General features: G+C 69.1%; 14 protein-coding genes. 10 read left to right on the forward strand and 4 right to left on the reverse strand.

Translation table 11 applies throughout. The features are described from left to right. Positions 1 to 223: 223 nt before the first annotated feature. The 5 genes from F8566_RS21245 to F8566_RS21265 are packed head-to-tail and all read left to right on the forward strand — an operon-like array spanning position 224 to position 5,441. The gene (locus tag F8566_RS21245; protein ID WP_225993371.1) at positions 224 to 1,420 is read left to right on the forward strand and encodes an aldose epimerase family protein; all 1,197 of its coding nucleotides are present in this window, start codon (positions 224 to 226) and stop codon (positions 1,418 to 1,420) included. Then, positions 1,420 to 2,562, forward strand: coding sequence for a sugar ABC transporter substrate-binding protein (locus F8566_RS21250; protein ID WP_151562458.1), 1,143 nt, complete (start codon positions 1,420 to 1,422; stop codon positions 2,560 to 2,562). The genes F8566_RS21245 and F8566_RS21250 overlap by 1 nt, the downstream gene beginning before the upstream one ends. Positions 2,563 to 2,569: 7 nt before the next feature. Further along, positions 2,570 to 3,607: an ABC transporter permease gene (locus F8566_RS21255; RefSeq protein WP_151562460.1), complete on the forward strand. Its 1,038-nt coding sequence runs from the start codon at positions 2,570 to 2,572 to the stop codon at positions 3,605 to 3,607. Beyond that, positions 3,604 to 4,395 (forward strand): ATP-binding cassette domain-containing protein, encoded by a 792-nt coding sequence (locus tag F8566_RS21260; RefSeq protein ID WP_151562462.1) that lies wholly within the window; start codon positions 3,604 to 3,606, stop codon positions 4,393 to 4,395. Before F8566_RS21255 ends, F8566_RS21260 begins: the two co-directional genes overlap by 4 nt. Further along, positions 4,392 to 5,441, forward strand: a complete 1,050-nt coding sequence (locus tag F8566_RS21265) for a zinc-dependent alcohol dehydrogenase (RefSeq protein ID WP_151562464.1) — start codon at positions 4,392 to 4,394, stop codon at positions 5,439 to 5,441. The genes F8566_RS21260 and F8566_RS21265 overlap by 4 nt, the downstream gene beginning before the upstream one ends. 74 nt (positions 5,442 to 5,515) lie before the next feature. Here F8566_RS21265 and F8566_RS21270 read toward each other — a convergent pair whose 3' ends face one another. Next, positions 5,516 to 6,670, reverse strand: a complete 1,155-nt coding sequence (locus tag F8566_RS21270; protein ID WP_225993372.1) for a hydroxymethylglutaryl-CoA reductase — start codon at positions 6,668 to 6,670, stop codon at positions 5,516 to 5,518. Positions 6,671 to 6,736: 66 nt separating this feature from the next. Further along, entirely contained in the window at positions 6,737 to 9,922 is a 3,186-nt protein-coding gene (locus F8566_RS21275; RefSeq protein WP_192809786.1) for a GDSL-type esterase/lipase family protein, read from the reverse strand. A gap of 218 nt (positions 9,923 to 10,140) precedes the next feature. On the opposite strand from F8566_RS21275, the gene F8566_RS21280 reads away from it, so the two are divergent. The 4 genes from F8566_RS21280 to F8566_RS21295 all read left to right on the forward strand — a co-directional run bounded on the left by F8566_RS21280 (position 10,141) and on the right by F8566_RS21295 (position 13,705). Then, entirely contained in the window at positions 10,141 to 10,854 is a 714-nt protein-coding gene (locus tag F8566_RS21280; RefSeq protein WP_151562469.1) for a hypothetical protein, read from the forward strand. Positions 10,855 to 10,983: 129 nt separating this feature from the next. Continuing rightward, complete coding sequence (locus F8566_RS21285) at positions 10,984 to 11,928, forward strand: hypothetical protein (protein WP_192809787.1); 945 nt, start codon at positions 10,984 to 10,986, stop codon at positions 11,926 to 11,928. A 9-nt stretch (positions 11,929 to 11,937) separates the two neighbouring features. After that, a complete protein-coding gene (locus tag F8566_RS21290) occupies positions 11,938 to 12,486 on the forward strand; it encodes an SMI1/KNR4 family protein (protein ID WP_151562473.1) in 549 nt (182 codons plus the stop codon). A 286-nt stretch (positions 12,487 to 12,772) separates the two neighbouring features. Then, positions 12,773 to 13,705, forward strand: a complete 933-nt coding sequence (locus F8566_RS21295) for a S1C family serine protease (protein ID WP_151562475.1) — start codon at positions 12,773 to 12,775, stop codon at positions 13,703 to 13,705. A 156-nt stretch (positions 13,706 to 13,861) separates the two neighbouring features. Here F8566_RS21295 and F8566_RS21300 read toward each other — a convergent pair whose 3' ends face one another. Continuing rightward, complete coding sequence (locus tag F8566_RS21300) at positions 13,862 to 14,635, reverse strand: SDR family NAD(P)-dependent oxidoreductase (protein WP_151562477.1); 774 nt, start codon at positions 14,633 to 14,635, stop codon at positions 13,862 to 13,864. Between the two features lie 128 nt (positions 14,636 to 14,763). Here F8566_RS21300 and F8566_RS21305 point away from each other — a divergent pair, with 128 nt between their 5' ends. Then, the gene (locus tag F8566_RS21305) at positions 14,764 to 15,363 is read left to right on the forward strand and encodes a TetR/AcrR family transcriptional regulator (protein WP_151562480.1); all 600 of its coding nucleotides are present in this window, start codon (positions 14,764 to 14,766) and stop codon (positions 15,361 to 15,363) included. A gap of 92 nt (positions 15,364 to 15,455) precedes the next feature. Here F8566_RS21305 and F8566_RS21310 read toward each other — a convergent pair. Then, positions 15,456 to 16,971: PHP domain-containing protein (locus F8566_RS21310; protein WP_151562482.1), on the reverse strand; the 1,516-nt coding region annotated here is incomplete at its 5' end.

Below are 16,971 nucleotides of genomic sequence, written 5' to 3' on the forward strand. Positions count from 1 at the left end.
CCTGCACCTCGATCGCGAGCTCAACCGCATACCGTCGCGGGTCCCTTCCGTACCAGCGTTGTGGGCCCTCCAGGCCGCACCACGGCGCCGCCCAACCGCACCGCCGTTGCGGCCCCCCAGCCGCACCACGATCGCGGACTCGGGCGCAGCCGCGTCGCGGGTCTCTTGTCGCACCACCATCGGGGCATGCCAGCGCAACCGTCCTCCCAGGAAGGGAATGCCCATGCTCAGGCGCTCAGCACGGTCCTCGCCCATCCGTACGTCCGGCCGGCTCTTCGCGGCCGCCGTGCTCGCGGTCTCGGCCACCGGGCTCGGCTCGGTGGCCTCGGCCGCGCCCGCCGGTGCCAAGGGAGGCCGGCCGACCATCCAGAAGGATCTCTTCGGCACCCTCGCCGACGGCACCAAGGTCTGGCGCTACACCCTCACCAGCGGCAAGGTACGCGTCAGGATCATCACGTACGGCGGGATCGTGCAGACCATCGAGACGCCCGACCGGCGCGGCCGGACCACCAATGTGGCGCTGGGATTCCGCACCCTCGACGACTACGTGGCCCACAACAACCCCGGCCCCTACTTCGGCGCGCTGATCGGCCGGTACGCCAACCGGATCGCCAGGGGCACCTTCACCCTCGACGGCGTGACGCACAGCCTGCCGATCAACAACGATCCCAACAGCCTGCACGGCGGCACAAAGGGATTCGACACCAAGGTCTGGACGGCCACCCCGGCGCAGAGCCAGGACACCGTGTCGCTCCGGCTCGACCTCACCAGCCCGCATCTCGACATGGGCTACCCGGGGACGCTGAAGGCGACCGCGACCTACGCCCTCTCGGGCTCGGCGTTGCGCATCGACTACCGCGCGACGACTGACAGGGCGACGGTCGTCAACCTGACCAACCACTCGTACTTCAACCTCGCCGGCGAGGGGACGGGCACCATCTACGACCACCGGCTCCGGCTGAACGCCAGTCGCTACACGCCGGTCGACTCGACGCTGATCCCGACCGGCCGGCTCGCTCCCGTGGCGGGCACCCCTCTGGACTTCACGCGGTCCACCGCCATCGGCGAGCGGATCCGTGACGGGCACCAGCAGATGGTGTACGGGCGGGGCTACGACCACAACTACGTCGTCGACGGTTCCGGGTTCCGGCTCCACGCGCGGGTGAGTGAGCCGGGCAGCGGCCGGGTGCTCTCGATGTACTCCGACCAGCCCGGCATCCAGTTCTACTCGGGCAACTTCCTCGACGGCACCCTCTACGGCACCAGCGGCCGGGCGTACCGGCAGGGCGACGGCTTCGCGCTGGAGACCCAGCACTTCCCCGACTCGCCGAACCAGCCGCAGTTCCCCTCCACCGTCCTGCGTCCCGGCCAGATCTACCGGACCGCGACGGTCTACGCGTTCTCCACGGAAGGCTCGTGATGAAGAAGATCGATCCCACTGTCGAAGAGGCCGTCGAGACCCTCGGCCTGAGCGACGTGGCACGCCGGCGGCTGCTCAGCGGCGCGGGGCTGGTGAGCGCCACCGCCGCCGCCTCGGCCCTCCTCGCGGCGTGCTCGTCGGACAACAAGGCCGGCAGCGAGGACTCGGCCGGCGGTTCGGGCGCCGGTGACTTCCCCAAGACGCCCAAGTGGAAGTTCGTGTTCGTCAACCACGTCACCACCAACCCGTTCTTCACCGCGACGCAGTACGGCGCCCAGGACGCGTGCGCGCTGCTCGGCTGCGAGTTCCAGTGGACGGGCTCGAAGGAATCGGTGGTGCCGGAGATGATCAGCGCGACCAATGCGGCGATCTCCGCCAAGGCCGACGGGCTCGCGGTGGCGGTCGTCGACAAGACCGCGTTCAAGCAGCCGGTGGACAACGCGCTGAACGCGGGCATCCCCGTGGTCTCCTACAACGCCGACGGAGCGCGCGGCGATCCGGGGACCAACCGGCTGGCCTACGTCGGGCAGGACCTGTACCTCTCCGGCTACCAGCTCGGTACGCGCATCGCCGAGCTGATGACGGGCGGGGACGCGGTCGGCTTCATCGCCACCCCGGGCTCGCTCAACATCCAGCCCCGCATCGACGGCGCCAAGGACGCGATCAAGGCCTCCGGCAAGTCGATCAACTTCAGGGACGTGGCGAGCGGGGCCGAGCTGCCCAAGGAGCTGTCCACCGTCGACGCCTACGCCCAAGGGCACCCCAACCTCAAGGGAATGTTCGCGGTCGACGCCGGCTCGACCGAGGCGGTCGGGAAGGTCGTGGCCAAGTACAAGCTCAAGAACAAGGGGGTCGCCGCCGGGGGATTCGATCTCAACCCGGCCACGCTGACGGCGATCAAGGCGGGGAACCTCGACTTCACCATCGACCAGCAGCCCTACCTGCAGGGTTTCCTGCCCGTTCTGTACCTGTGGATGTACAAGCTGACCGGCGGCCTGATCGCTCCGCCCGACTCCAACACCGGGCTGCTGTTCGTGACCAAGGACAACGTGGATCCGTACCTGACGACCAAGACCAGGTATGAGGGGTCGAGCACCAAGCAGCAACTGCTCAACCGGTCCGGCCCGATTCCCCACAAGTGATGCGGCCATGAGCGACACGATCAGCAGCAAGACGGAGACTGACGACGCACCGCGTGCACCTGGACGCCGGGTGCACGGGGTGCTCCAGGTCACCTTCGACGGGTTCATGCGCCGCCGCGAGGCCACGATCCTCGTCGTGGCCCTGGGCCTGGTCGTCTACTTCCAGTACTCCAAGTCGGTGTTCCTCAGCCACGACAACCTGGTCAACATCTCGCAGAGCATGGCGCCGTACGCGATCCTCGCGGTCGGCGAGGTGCTCCTGCTCGTCAGCGGCGAGATCGACCTTTCGGCCGGGATGGTCTTCACGCTGTCGCCGTTCCTGATGCACTACGCGATCGACTTCTACGGGGTGTATCCGATCCTCGCCATCGCGCTGTCCCTGTTCGCCGGTGCGTTCATCGGCCTGTGCAACGGATTCGTGGTGGTGGTGCTCCGGGTGCCGTCGTTCGTCGCGACGCTCGGGTCCCTCTTCCTCATCCAGGGCATCACCCTCACCACCTCGCACGCCTACCCGGCGGAGATCCCCGCCGCGGCGGAGAGCCTGGCGTCGTGGTTCGGGCGGGCGGACTGGTCGGAGCTGATCTGGTGCCTGGCGATCGTCGCGTTCTTCCATGTGGTGCTGACCCGCACCCGGTGGGGGCTCCACACGATCGCGGTCGGTGGCAATCCGCACGGCGCCAGCGAGGCCGGCATCCGTACCGGCCGCATCAAGATCGGCAACTTTATGATCATGGGTGGGCTGGCCGCCCTCGCCGGGATCCTCGAGGCGTTCCGCACGCAGACGATCGACCCCAACTCGGGCGGCACCGGCGCCATGTTCATCGCCGTGTCCGCGGCCGTGATCGGCGGGACCGCGCTGGCCGGCGGCTCCGGCACGGTCATCGGCGCCCTGCTCGGCGCGCTCGTGCTCGCGGAGCTGCAGAACGGCTTCAACCTCATCGGGATCAGCGCGAACCCGTTCAACCTGATCCTCGGCATGGCGATCATCATCTCGATGATCCTCAACGTGCACCTCGCCAGGCTGCGGAGGGCGGGCAGAACGTGACGGACACACCAGACCCGCAGGACGCGACGGGCACGCCGGCCCTGCAGGTCGAGCACATCGCCAAGCGGTTCGGCGCCGTGGCGGCACTGACCGACGTGAGCCTGCACCTGGGCAAGGGCGAGGTCCTCGGCCTGATCGGCGACAACGGGGCGGGCAAGTCGACCCTGATCAAGATCCTCAGCGGCTTCCACCGGCCGGACTCGGGCCGCATCACGGTGAACGGAGAGGAGGTGACGATCAAATCGGTGGACCACGCGCGCTCGCTCGGCATCGACACCGTCTACCAGGACCTGGCCCTGATCGACGAGCTGACCGTGTACCACAACATGTTCCTCAACCGGGAGGTGGTGCGCTGGCCGCTGCTCAGCAACCGCACCATGCGCCGGCTCGCCCGGCAACATCTGGACGAGCTGGGGGTGCGCATCCCGTCCGTCGACGCCGAGGTGGCCAAGCTGTCCGGCGGCCAGCGCCAGGCCATCGCGGTCGCCCGCTCGGTCTACTCGGACGCCCGGATCCTGCTGCTCGACGAGCCGCTGGCCGCCATGGGAGCGAAGGAGGGGGCGCTCATCCTCGACCTCGTCCGGGACCTCAAGGCGCGCGGCGAGGTGTCGATCATCATCATCGCCCACAACTACGCGCAGGTCCTGGAGGTGTGCGACCGGATCAACCTGCTGCAGCACGGCCGGATCACCTTCGACAAGGCGACCGCGGACACCTCCTTGCAGGAGCTCACCGATCTCGTGGTCGCCGAATACCGCGCGACCCGCACCGGCGGCGCCTCGTCATGACCCGTCGGACGTCGCGGTCGGTCGTGCTGGAGGCTCCTCACCAGGTGCGGCTCGTCACGGGCGAGGTCCCGCAGCCCGGGCGGGGCGAGGCGCTCGTCCGGGTGTCGGCCGCCGGGATCTGCGGCAGTGACCGGGAGCTGTACGAGGGAACCCGGCCCGAAGGGTTCAGGTCGTACCCGATCGTGCCCGGCCACGAGTGGTCAGGGGTCGTCGAGGCGATCGGGCCCGGAACGGACCCGGGCCTGGCCGGGGCGCCCGTCGTGGGGGAGGGCTATCGCAACTGCCAGACCTGCGAGCGCTGCCGTGAGGGCGACACGAACCTGTGCACGACGGGATACGACGAGACCGGCTTCACCCAGCCGGGCGCCTTCGCCGACCATCTCGTCCTGCCCGCTCGGCTGCTCCATCCGCTGCCGCCCGGCACCGACTTGCGGGCGGCAGCCCTGCTGGAACCCGCCGCGGTGGCCGTCGCGGCGGTGTTGCGAGCCGCAGTGCAGCCGGGGGAGCGGGTGGCGGTCGTCGGCGGTGGCACGCTCGGTCTGCTCGCCGTCCAGGTGCTCACCGCGTACTCGCCGGCGCAGCTGCTGGTGGTCGAGCCGCGTGCGGGCCGGGCCGGGCCCGCGCGAGGATCCGGCGCGACCGGGCTGAGCGCGCCGGAAGAGGCGGCCGCCCTGGGCCCCGCGTTCGACGTCGTCGTGGAGACGGCGGGCGTCAGCGGCTCGGCGCGTTCCGCGGCGGGGATGCTGCGCCGGGGCGGCCGGCTCGTGCTCGCCGGTATCCCCGGTGGCCCATCCGAGGGGCTGCCGCCCAGTCTGATCGTCGAGGGGCAGCTCTCCGTCGCGAGCGTCTTCGGCGCGCCGTCGGCCGCCTGGCTGCACGCCGTACGGATGTTCCGCGCCGGACTGTTGCGGCCGGATCTGCTGATCAGCCACGAGCTGGAGCTGGCGGATTTCGGGGACGCCCTGAATCTGGTGGCCGACGGCCACGACGGCGAAGGCGTCGACGTAGGAAAGGTGCTCCTACGCCCAGAAGGCGACCCCACGTAGGCGCCGCGGAGATCGAGGAGCACGCCCACGCGCACGCCCTGCGGCGCCTGCGCGGCAACGCTTGACGACGCTGGTCAGGGGCGGTTGCGCCCGTACAGGTCGTGGGCTTCCACCCACTCCTCCGAGACGATGGCCGACCCCAGCGACAGCTCCCCGCACAATACGGCGGCGGCGATGATCTCGGTGAACACGCGCACCCCGTCCTTGCCGTAGCAGCCGAGCATCTCCAGGCACTCGCGTTGCGTCGGCAGCCCCGTGCCGCCGCCGTAGGTCGCCACGATGAGCGAGGGGATGGTCACCGAATAGTAGTAGTCCCCGTTGGGACGAAGCTCCGCGTGGACGTAGGCCGCAGACGACTCGGCCACGTTGGCGGCGTCCTGTCCGGTGGCGATGAAGATGGCGGTGATGCCGTTGGCGGAGTGCGCGCCGTTGTTGTTGACCCCCGACATGAAGCCGCCAAGATTGGAGATCTGGCGCGCGCGGAACATCAGCGCGGTGTCGGAGCGCATGATCCGCCGGAACAGCTCGTTGGGGATCGTCGCCTCGGCGGTCACCCGCTTGCCGCGCGTGTGCAGCATGTTGACCTGGGAGCTCTTCTTGTCGGTGGCGAAGTTGGACTCCAGGATGTAGTGCTCGACGGCCGGGTACCGGGCTCTGATCCACCGGCAGGCCTCCTGCGTCGCCTTCCCGGTGAGGTTCTGGCCCGCGGCGTCGCCCGTCGTGTAGTTGAAACGCGTGTAGAGCATGCGGCCGGCGGTGTACTTCTCGATGCCTTGCAGCTTGCCCGTGCGCGTGGTCGACTCGGCCGCCTCCTTGATCTCCGGGAGGTGTTCGTCCAACCAGCCGGCGAACGCCCGGGCCTCGCGTGCGCTCGGCATGACGAACGCGGGTGCGCGCTGCATGTGGTCGGCCATGATGGTCGTCGTCACGCCGCCCGCCTCGTACACCAGACGCATGCCGCGGTTGTAGCTCGCGACCAGCGTGCCTTCGGCGGTGGCCATGGGAACGTAGTACTCGCCCCGCGCGTGTTCGCCGTTGACCAGCAGCGGCCCGGCCAGCCCGATCGGAACCTGTGCGACGCCGACGAACTGCTCGACGTTGCCGCCGACGACCTTCGGATCGAACGAGTACCGCGTCACGTGCGACAGGGAGACGCCGGTCCGTTCACGGACGAAGTCCTGCCTGATCTGCACCGCCTCGTGCGTGTAGTCGTCGGCCTCGGTGAGCACCTCCAAACCGGACAGAAGGGAGTTTCGCCGTCCCTGCCCCGGGGCGACGCGAGCGAGGCTCTCCGCTCAGCGGCGGGTGAAGGCGGTCCAGTCGAGTTGCCAGCCGTGGTGGCCGTCGGGGGCGGAGAGGCGGATGGTGTGCTTCCCTTCGGGGAGTGCGAGGGTCGGGCCTGTCACGGTCTGGAAGGCGTCGTTGGACGGGATGGTGGTGGTTCCCCGGGCGGTGCCGTCGACGGATATCTGGATCTGCTGGTCACCCGCGGCGGCCCGGTCGGTGGCGCGGTAGGCGACCTGGTACGTGCCGGCCTTGGGGACGACGACGCGGTACTCGACGGAGGTGCCCGCGGGGACTCCGCCGCCGGTCTCGTCGCCGAGGGCGAAGCCGCCGGTGAGACCGCCGACGGGATCGGTGCAGGCGGTGCCGCCCCAGACCTGTCGTTCCTGGCAACCGAGCATTGAGGCGGCCGAGTCGACGTCGTTGGTGGCGTAACGCCCGGGTCGTTTGACCGTGGCGAAGGTCTGGTTGAGTTCGGCGTGGACGTGGCTGGTCTGGCCCGTGCGGGCCGTCAGGCGAACGGGTTCACGGCCGAACAGGCGGCTCACGTCGACCGAGTACATCCACTGCTCGACCTCCTCCATCTGGCCGGTCTTGTCGCGTGGTCGGAGCTGCTCCACCGCGATCCACGCACGGCCGTCGGCGCTCACCGGTCCGCCGCGGGCGGTGATGATGATCGGGTTGCCGGTACAGGTCTTGTCGGGCTCCTTTTCGGTCGGGCACGGCCAGGTGGCCTGGCGGGCGAGGAGTTGCTGCGCCTTGGACGTGAGCGTGTTGCTGATTTCGAACGTCATGTCCGCGCCCCTGCCGGAAGGTCTGATCGCGTACATCACGCCCCCGAAAGTGGTGATCACGACCGTGTCCTTCTGCGGGTTCTCCTGGACGCTCCAGACGACGCCGAGGGAGGTGGGCGCGAGGATGGCGTGGTGGGCCTTGCAGATCTTGCCCCACGCCGGTTTCACGCCGGTGGCGCGTTCGACATAGGAGTTGAGCGGCTGCCCGTCGTACGCGCACCGGGGCCCGGCGTAGACACTGATCGGGCCGCCCTGCAGGCCGTCGCCGTGGGCACCCCACAGATTGCCGTTGTGGTCGTACATCGGCTTGCCGAAGCCATGGAACCTCTTGAGCCCGTCGTCACGGGCCGCGGTCAGGTCACCCGGCAACATCGGCGGCGAGACCACCTTGATCTTGCTGCCGACCGCCGCGTCGCGATCGTAGGCGAACTCGATCAGCGGGCTGCCGATGTCGCCGTGCACGTCCATCGACAGCGCGAACCGCTCGTTCCCGGCGCGTCCGGTCGGGTCGGTCTGCACCTCGCGACCGGAGACGTAGACCTTCTTGGCCGGATCGGCCGGGTCGGCGACGTCCGGCAACTGGTAGACGTCGGCGACCTTCAGGCGGTAGCGGCCGCTCGCATCCGGCCCGTCGAGGTCCAGCACCGTGATCTGCCCGGCGTTGTGGCCGGAGTGGCCGAAGTACTGCGCGACCACCACGTCCTTCGAGTCGGGGAACACCGCCATCTCGACGAACGCCAGGCAGTCGCGGACGCCCGGATCGTTCAGCGGGCAGGCCTTGTCGCCCGGCCCGGGCGCGGACGCCGCGAACAGTTCGCGCGGCGACCACTGGTTCTGCCAGCCGCTGCCGGACGCCACGCGCCAGCCGTTCGGTCCCTTGGTCAGGATGCCGAACACCGGCCACATGCCCTGCGTCTCGACGTCCTGCCCCTCGTAGGGCGTGCCTCCGGTGAACGCCACCGCGTCGCCGCCCGGCAACGCCTCGGCCTCGCCGATGTCGAAGCCGAGGGGCTTGCCGGCGCTGTCGACCATGGTCTCCTTGCCGCGATCGGTCTTGATGCGGATGTTGCTGAACGTGTTGTCCTCCGGGTGGAACGCGGACAGGACCATCGAGTTGCCGGTGACGAAGACGGGGTTGGCCGTCTGGCTCATGTTCGAGATGAAGATCGTTCCGTCGCTCGCCTGGGTGGAGAAGTACGAGCTCTTGCCCGGTTCGAAGTCCCAGCCGCGCACCGCTTGGGCCCGCAGCCGCTGGCCGCTCGGCAGCCATGCCTTGCCGGCGAGCTCGCCGCCGTCGAACGTGCCGGACGCGCCGTAGAGCACCGAGCTGTCGGCGCACTTGCGGGCGGCCTCGGACATCGTGGCGGTGTAGACGAGCCGTCCGGCCATGTTCAGGTGCAGATCATCGGAGTCGAACCACGGCGCCGGGTCGTTCTTGCGGTGGGTCTTCGCGCGGGTGGCGAAGTCGACCAGCTCCATCGAATCCGTGGCGTTGGAGGCGGCGATCCAGCGGAGGACGTTGTTGAGCTCCAGCGCGGCGGCCGGGTAGTCGGGGTCATAGGTGTTGGCGTGCTCGGGGGCGGTGACGGCGACCAGGCAGCCGGTACGCGCGGACATCTCGCGAACGACTTCGATAAGGGCGTTCCTGACCTCCTCCAGCCGCGCCGCCCGTTGGTCGTCGGGGGCGGTCGCGATGTAGAGCGCGTCGTTGGCCCCGAGTGCGACCACGAAGCCGTCGGTATCGTGCTCAAGCAGACCCCGGAACTCGTCCAGCAAATAGCTGTCAGCCTTGGCGAGACCAGCCGTGTCCTTGGCGGGAGTCCAGCGGCGTCCTCCCTGCCCCTCGACCTCGGTGCGGATGCCGATGTCGTTGAGGTTGCCCTCGACGTACCCCTGGATGGCGTTCTGGTTGTAGGAGTTGTCGTTCAGCGACTGCAGCAGGCTGTCGCCGAGCACCGGCACCCGCGGCCAGCTCCCGGTGCCGCGCCGGTTGGCGAACGGCGCGAGATAGACCTGGCAGGCGCCGTCCGGTGTCACCAGCCGAGGCGACAGATACGTGGCGACCGGCTGATCGTCGATCGCGGCGAGATTGCCCTTCAGCTGGTGGTGCGGTCCCATCAGGCCCGACTGCCCAGGTGGGGGCCATTCGCCGGGCAGGTTGTCCCAGCGCAGCTCCCACTGCTGCGAGCCGGCGTCGCTCTCGCCGGACGCATCGATCCTCTTGAGCCCGGCGACGGTGGCCACCGTGCCGTAAGGCCCGTCGGCGGTGTTGTAGTCGACGCGCCAGGTGACGCCGCCCTCGGTGCAGGCGGCGGATCCGGTCGCGGCGAACGCGGAGTCCGGCGCGACGAGCAGACCGCACAGGACGACGAGCATGGTGATGGCGGCTTGGGGCGTCCGCATGGGAGCCCTCCAGGCGGGGTGGACGTCTATAACTACGCCAGCGGAAACTGGCAGCGTCGTACCTGCAAGATGACACCAACGGAACCACGTGGCAACACCTCCCTTATATGGACAAATCACCCCCATCAGCCCAAACCCGCCCCTGACCGCTTCCGGCCTTGATCGCCGGCCTGGCGACCCCGGACTCCAGCCGCTGCACGTGATGAGACGATCGGGTGATGGCCGACGCATCCCCCTCGCGACTGCTGGCGCAGGCAGGCCGCGAGGTCCTGCGCCCGATGGGGCTCAAGCAGCGCGGCCGGTCCCGCACATGGCTCGACGATCACGATTGGTGGGTCGTCGTGGTGGAGTTCCAACCCTCCGCGTGGAGTCAGGGGAGCCATCTCAACGTGGGTGTGATGTGGCTGTGGTCGGCGAAGGATTTCATCTCTTTCGACTTCGCCGATGGCGGCAGCCCCAGGACGGTCGGGCACATCGGTTTCCAGGACCAGGCCCAGTTCGCCGAGGTTGCACACGACCTCGCCGAGACCGCCGCAGAGCAGGTGAACGACTTCCGTGAGCGCTTCTCCAGCTTGAACGCTGTCTCGGAACAACTCACTTCACGCTTGTCCGAGAAGCCGGGTGTCTGGGACTGGTATCACGCAGCCGTCGCGGCAGGACTTGCCGGTGACGTGGCGACATCCCGTGGAGCCTTTGAGAAAGTGCTCGATGAAAGGGACGCACTCTCCCCGGACTGGCTGACTGAGCTATGTGAACGGATCGCCACGCCGTACCACTTGCTCGACGACCGCAACGCTTTCCGCTCCTGGGCTCGTGCGGAAGTGCTCGCTGCCCGTGAACTCCTCAAGCTCGGCCCACCCAGCAGCACCGACCCGCTGCCTCCCGCCCCCGCTCGCCCCGGCGAGAACCACATGTCGCCGCCTCCGCAGTAAGCCCGAATGCGGCGACGGCCTGGTCAGTCACGCGTTTCGGAATTAACGTCAACTTGCCACCAGAGCCATCCTGGCGCCGCACGTACCGCCTGCCCCCCGCCACTGACCGGGACCGACGAGGGGACGCTGATGCACACTCCAGAAGAGGCAGACGGGCAACATCGCGCACGACAGGTCTCGCGGCGGGATGCGGTGCAAGTCGGTGGCCTGCTCGCACTGGCCATGGCGGGCACAACGGGCATGACAGGCAATGCGGAAGCTTCAGCGAGGAGCTCGGGCGCGCGCACTGCGGCCAGGAAGACCATCCGCCTCGCCAGCGTCAAGACCGTCCAGGACGGAGGCCTCCTGCCCCGGCTGCTTGCGTCGTTCCAGGCACGCACCAGGCGGCGCGTTGAGGTGCACATCGGGGAAGACGTCTATGAAAAGGCCCGCGCCGGCGAGGCCGACCTGGTCTTCTCCCATCTCGGGCACGATGACGCCCAGGCGTTCATCACCGAGGGCCTCGGGCAGTGGCCGCGAACGGTGTTGTTCAACGCCAGCGCATTGATCGTGCACGAGAGCGACCCGGCCGGGGTCGCCGGACTCTCCGATCCCGTAGCGGCGTTCGGCCGCATCGCCGCCGCGCGGGCGCCCTTCATCCGCCCCGCCTCGCCGGGACTGGGCTACCTCGTCGACATCCTGTGGAACGCCGCAGGCCGCCCGGACAAGACCGGCTGGTACGACGACACCGGCCTGTCCCCGGAAGCGGCCATGCGCGCAGCCGCCCAACAGCGGGGCTACAGCCTGTGGGGCCTGACCCCGTTCCTGGTCTGGCAGCGCAACAACCAGCTTCCGCTGCGGCCGGTGCTCTACGGCGATGAAATGTTCCACCGCATCATGGTGTCGGTCGTGGTCAACCCGGCGAGGTTCCCCAATGCCAACGTGACCGGCGCGCTGGCCCTGCAACAACATCTGCTGCTGCCCGCCACCCAGGCACTGATCCAGAACCATCGCCAACCCGGTCTCGACGGGCCAGTGTTCTGGCCAGCGGGCCGCGACAACGCCTCAGATCTCCTCCCACCACCGCGGGTCTAGAGTGCGCGGGTGGACGATCTCGATCTGGTCGGCTGGCGCGAGTCGGTGGAGGCGTCGATGGCGTCGCTGCTCGTGGGATTCCAGGACAGGATGGGCTATCCGCCGTCCGACAATCATCTCGGTGAGCCTGCCCCTGCCGACGATGTGGAAGCGCTCGCCGTCGCGCTGGACGGCCGCCTGCCCGATTCGCTGGGGCGGTTTTACGCCTCCGTCGGAGAGGTCCATCTCCCGGACTTCTGGAACGCGCTGTTCATCACTGCACCTTCGAGGATGCTGGCTGACATCAGGGCTGACGAGGTGCCGCGGCGGATTACCGGCGCCTACGACATGGACGTGCTGGCCTTCGGCGACGACGGCGGCGGTGCCAGGTTCCTCCTCGGCATCCCTGAGGGCGGCCCTGTCTTCAAGGCGCCACTGGCCGCCACCGTGGGTGGACTCTACGAAACCAATACGGAGGGCTTCCGCCGCCTCGCCGACGACCTGACCGGCTTCCTGCGGCTTGTAGAACGCGAACTGCACCAATGGGCCACACAAGGGAGCCCTCCATCCTTCTTCTGAGCCGTTCAGCGGATGGGTCGGCGGAGCATCGCGGGCGGACTCCCGCGGCCGACGCAGCATCCTGATCGCGACGAACGAGTCGGCCCGATCGGCGGCTCGGCCCGCCGCCTCTTCGACACCTGGTCGAGGGCGGCGACTCACCGCCCGCGCTGATCGGGGCGGGGAGAGGCGAAGACGTCATCGAGCCCGGGCTGCTGATGACTTCTGACGTTGGTTGACCCTTGGGGGCGCTCCTGCACGTAGGTCTGGGTGAGCGTGACTCTCGCCGACGAGCTGAGGAGCCGACGTGAGCTATGACCCCGCCGACCGTTACTACGACGACCCTTGGGGTGACCGCGCTCGGACGGTGACGCGCACACTTGAAGCCCCGTGGCAGGGGCCCCCGCAGGTTCCGCCGTTCCCGTACGAGGACGGGACGAGCCGACGCCGCCATGCAGGATCTCGTGGGATTCTCGTTGCGGCTGCTCTGATCTCCGCTTTGAGCGGTGCCGTGGCGGGTGTCGGCGGCGCCGTCGCCACAGGTCTGGTGGGAGCGAAGCAGGCGGAGTTCTTGGGAGCGGGACGCCCGGTGGAGGCGGACGCGGGCGCTGACCCGGTGGCACAGCCCGGGGACCTCCGGAGCGCGGCGGCGAGGGTCCAGCGGAGCGTGGTCTCGATCGACGTGCGCGGCGCGTCGGGTCGTTCGACCGGCTCGGGCTTCACGATCGACCGCCAAGGCCACATCCTGACCAACGCCCACGTGGTGGAGGGCGGGCAGACCTTCGTCGTCATGCTGCCGGACCGCACGAACGTCAGGGCGCGTCTCGTCGGAGCCGATGCGGCCAATGACGTCGCGGTGCTGTCGGTCGGGACGGCCGCGAGCCCACCACCACTGGTCATGGGTCGTTCTTCGAGCCTGCGAGTCGGAGACCAGGTGCTCGCGGTGGGCTCACCTCTCGGCCTGGCCGGCACCGTCACGTCCGGGATCGTCAGCGCCGCCCAGCGCCAGGTGTCTCTGGGCAACGGCAGGCGGCAGACGGCCGTGCAGACCGATGCGTCGATCAACCCCGGCAATTCCGGGGGTCCACTGGTCAACACCCGCGGGCAGGTCATCGGGGTCAACACGGCCATCGCGACGCTGGGACAAGGGGCGGACGGCGGTGGGTCGGGCTCGATCGGTATCGGCTTCGCCATTCCGGCGGAACGCGCGGACGCGATCGCACGACGCATCATCCAGTAGCACCCCAACGAGGATCGCAAGGCGGCGAGACGTGGTGTTGGCAGTTACGCCATGGCCAACGGAAACCGCTGGGAATCGGCGGCCACCGCCTCGTGCCGAGGAAGAGACGGTGGCCGACACGACTTGGCCGGAGAACGTCGGTCTTCCGACGTGCGGCTAGCCGGCGTATCCGGTGGGCGGACCGAGGAGCAGGCCGCCGTTGACCTCAAGGGTCTGGCCGGTGATCCAGCGGGCGTCCTCGGAGGCGAAGAACGCCACGGCGTCGCCGACGTCGGCCGGTTGCCCGTGCCGGCCGAGTGCGATCATGCCGGCGACGTGCTGGGCGGCCTGCGGATCGTTCAGCCAGCCGTTCATGTCGGTCTCGGTGATGCCGGGGGAGACGGTGTTGACCGTGATGCCGCGTGCGCCGAGGCTCTGCGCGAGCGACCGGCTGAAGACGTTCAGTGCGCCCTTGGTCATGCCGTACGCGATCTCAGGAGTGGCGAACCACGTGACGCCCGAGGAGACGTTGATGATGCGGCCGCCGTCGCGCATCAGGGGGAGTGCGCGCTGGGTGATGAACAAGGGTGCCCGCACGTTGATCGCGAATTGCCGGTCATAGGCCGCGCGCGTGATCTTGTCGATGGTGCCGTCGTAGTCGATGATCGCGGCGTTGTTCACCAGGATGTCCAGTGGCCGCCCGTCCAGTCCCTCTTCCAATCCGGCGAACAGCGTGTCCACGTCGTCGTCCACGCCGAGTTCCGCACGGACGGCGAAGGCGTTCCCGCCCGACTTCTGGATCGTCGCCACGGTGTCGTTCGCGGCCGCCTCGTTGGTGCCGTAGTGCACCGCGACCAGCGCACCGTCGGCGGCCAGACGCTCGGCGATGGAACGCCCGATGCCGCGTGACGCTCCCGTCACCAACGCCGTCTTACCAGTCAAATCAGTCATCTCGGGGCTCCTTCGAGAACATTCGGGTAATGTTAGGGATCGTTCCCTAACAAATAGGCGAGGGCAAGTGGGTGTGGTCCAGTTCACATTCGTGAGGGAGATCTCCCCAGCGTGGATAGGCTCCGGGCGTGACCGAGCAAGGGGGTAGCCGGCGCCGTACGTCGGCTGAGACGCGTGAGCACGTGCTGGCGGTCGTGCACGACCTGTTCTACTGGCAGGGCATCAGGGCCATCGGAGTGGACAAGATCGCAGCTGAGGCGGGAGTCGCCCCGACCACGCTCTACCGGCTGTTCGCGTCCAAGGACGACCTCATCGCCGCCTACGTCGAACGCGCCGACCACGGTTACCGCGAGTGGTTCACCCAAGCCACACGCGCGGACGGCCGCAGCGCGCGGGAGCGGATTCTGGCGCTGTTCGACGCGCTCGTCGTGCAGATCCAACCCGGCAACTGCCGGGGGTGCCCCTTCCTCATGGCCCTGGCCGAGTACCCCGATCCCGAGGTCGCGGGCCACCGGCTGGCGGTGGCGACGAAGGCATGGGTCCACGCGCGCCTGAACGAGCTCGCCCGGGAACTCGACCGCGTCGATGATCCGGCCCTGCTGGCCGACCACCTCACGCTGATCATGGAAGGCACCTACGCCTCGGTGCAGGCGCTCGGAATCGACGGGCCCGCGCGGCAGGCACGACTCCTGGCCGAGACGATCCTGCCCAGTGAGGGCGCCGGATAGCCGGACAACGCGGCGATGTGGACCGCATCACCGCCCAGGTCGTTGCAGCGCTGATCAGTCAGAGGTTCGCCGCCGAATTCTCCGCTGGAGCCCTACCGGACGTCCACGAAGACAGGGTTGGCGTAGAACCACAGGTCCTCCCAAGGGTCGGCCTTGCCGACGACGTCCATCACCGGGCCAGCCGGGTCCATGTCCGGTCCGAAGGGGCCTGATGCGGTGCGTTTGCCGTCGCCGCCCCGGAGGCGGAAGTAGCAGGGGCCGTCCACGTCGGCGGTGTGGCGGAGCGTCAGCGTGCCGGCCCGCTGGTCGACAGCCCAGCTCTTGACGACTCTGGTTCCGGGCGCGCGCAGCGTGTCCCGGTCGGCGGCGGGGCCGGTCACCTTGCCCATGATGAGGTCCACGCGCGCCAGCTTCGGCATCAGGCCCGCGTGGTTGGGGGTCTCGGTGAGGGTGATCTCGATGACCACCTCCACTCTGGATCCGCGCCGGGCGGCGAGCCTGCCGCCCATCGGAACGCCGGCGCCGCCCTTGGCGCGCACACGCATGTCGAGGCCGCTGATGAGGTCGCCGTGGCAGACCCACATCCGCCCGGCTCGCATCGCCTCCATGACTTGCCGGTACCCGTACCCGGTGGCACCGACCCAGGTCTTGCTGTACGCGCCGGGCGGCAGGGAACTGTAGGCGGTGATGGGCATCCCGGCGTTGACCGGGTCGGGGAAGCGCCCGGTGTTGTTGAACGTGTGGCCCTCGGCGTCGTAGGGCTTGTCGTCGTAGCCCTTCTGGTCCAGCGCGTCGACGGGGTTCTTGACCCAGTCGCCGCACGCCTGGTGCCCGTCGGACGTGGCGGTGATCCACCACGGCCTGCCCTCGGCGAGCAGGGAGTCCCACAGGCCGCCGACGGTCGCGGTCATCCAGTCGAAACCGCCGTGGGTGCGGTAGCTCTCGGCCGGATATCCGGGGAAGGAATAGGTGCCGGGTCCACCGTCGTACAGGCCGCGGGCACGGCCCATCGCGGGGGCCGGCAGCCCGGCGGCCTGGTGCCCTGGTGCGCCCTCCATGCCGATGACGATCTCGGGGGCCGCGTCCCGCCAGGCGCGGATCTCGTGCGGCGAGTCGATGCCCTGGCGGGAGGGATGGTTGGGCAGGACGAGGGCGTCGCCGATCCGGCGTCGCCGCACCGCCTCACGCAGGAACCGCAGGGCCTCGACGGCGAGGGCCTCGTTCTGCGGCGTGCCGGGCCGCGCGTCCTTCACGCGGGCGTCGTACTTGGCGACGAACTCGCGCAGAAAGGCGGCCTCCGATCGGCCCGGGGCGAGCATCAGCGTGGTGTGCTCGGCGGCCGGGATGTTCCACTCCAGGCCCTGGAAGACGAGCATTCGGTCGCCGTACTCCTCGCGGGCAGCGCGGATGTCGGCGTTGACGCGCTCCACGCTGTGGGTGACGAACGGGACGTTGCCGTGGTCGGTGATGGCCAGCCAGTCCAGGCCGTGCGCGAGGCCGCGCCGCACCTGGTCGGCGACGCGGAACATGGCGTCGTTGCTGTACTGGCTGTGCAGGTGATGGTCTCCGGCGAGCCACAGGTAGCCGCCCCGCCGCCGGCCGGGGCCG

It is taken from the genome of Actinomadura rudentiformis, assembly GCF_008923185.1.
In the GTDB taxonomy this organism is placed as follows: Bacteria; Actinomycetota; Actinomycetes; order Streptosporangiales; family Streptosporangiaceae; genus Spirillospora; species Spirillospora rudentiformis.